This window comes from Peribacillus sp. SIMBA_075 (assembly GCF_046534585.1).
Genome location: NZ_JAWRYN010001026.1, coordinates 1 through 256, shown reverse-complemented (window position 1 = coordinate 256; position 256 = coordinate 1). Strand labels below are relative to the sequence as shown.

General features: G+C 39.5%; 1 pseudogene. It reads right to left on the bottom strand.

What is annotated here, in order from left to right:
- Positions 1 to 256: pseudogene (locus SB775_RS31410) on the bottom strand (hypothetical protein); the annotation flags it as partial.

Sequence of the window (256 nt, the reverse complement as noted above, 5' to 3'; positions counted from 1 at the left end):
CACTCATAACAGTTTTCAAGCCTGATAATTGATTCATAGAACTAGCCATCATACGGCTCATATCACCCATTAATTGATTCATAGTTCCAGTGATACCTAGTGATTTTTCTTTTGATGATAAAGGTGTAACTGTGATTGAATTACCCTTCTTCGTAAATAACTCTGGTCCAGCTTCACCTGTAATGAATGAACCATCACCTACAGGTTTCCCGCCTTTAGCGAGCATTGGAACATGTGGAATAGTTGGGGCACTAAC